This window comes from Streptomyces niphimycinicus (assembly GCF_018883605.1).
Taxonomy (GTDB): domain Bacteria; phylum Actinomycetota; class Actinomycetes; order Streptomycetales; family Streptomycetaceae; genus Streptomyces; species Streptomyces niphimycinicus.
Map to the genome: position 1 here is coordinate 1 of NZ_JAHLEM010000901.1, position 836 is coordinate 836.

At 76.4% G+C, this 836-nt stretch carries 1 pseudogene; it reads right to left on the reverse strand.

The features are described from left to right. Positions 1 to 66 precede the first annotated feature (66 nt). Positions 67 to 836, reverse strand: a pseudogene (locus tag KN815_RS45060) (hypothetical protein); the annotation flags it as partial.

Here is an 836-nt window from a genome sequence, read left to right on the forward strand (position 1 = left end):
ATCCGAACCGCAGCGGACAGGGCCTGGGCCCCGGGGCCGCGCTGATCCGGCGTCACCAGCCCGGCGTCACCAGCCCGGTGGCGGTGCGGGAGGCGCGGGGGGTGCGGACGGCGGCGGGGGCGGGGCGCCGGGCGGAGGGGGCATCAGCGGCGGAGTGCTGGGCGGCGGCGGGCCGTAACCACCGCCGCCGTAACCCCCGCCGCCGTAGCCGCCACCGCCGTAGCCACCGCTCCCGGGTCCGCTGCTCCCGTACCCCCCGCTCCCGTATCCGCCGCCGTAGCCTCCGGCCCCGGAGCCGTCGTCGTAGCCCCCGGGCCCATAGCCGTCGTAACCGCCGGACCCATAGCCGTCATAGCCGCCGTGCGCCGGGGCGCCCGGCGCCCCGGTGAACGCCGCGTCCTCCTCAAGGCCCCGCCGAGCCAGCGCCAGGAGGGCGATCAGCCCCGCGATCGCCTCGAAGAAGCCGGTGAGCACGCTGAGCACACCCACCGTCGGCAGATCGCCGAGGTGGTCCACATAGTCCAGCTTGAAGTAAAGCGATGCCTCGCTGATCCCCGTCACCATGACCAGCGCCGCCGCCGTCATCCCCAGCGGGCGCGCCAGCGGGGCACACGCGAGCGCGGCCGCCGCGGCGGCCAGGCACAGCGCGACCGCCGCCCACGCCGTCCAGGCACCGGGCGGCGAGAGCAGGGTGGGCAGCGTGTGCTTGCCGGTGAGCAGATACTTGTAGATCTCCCAGCCGCGCTCCTGGGCCCAGTAGATCTGCCAGGCGGCGAGGACGGCCCCGACGGCGCCCAGGAACAGCGCGCCGGTGACCGCCGCCCCGGGCGAGGGGC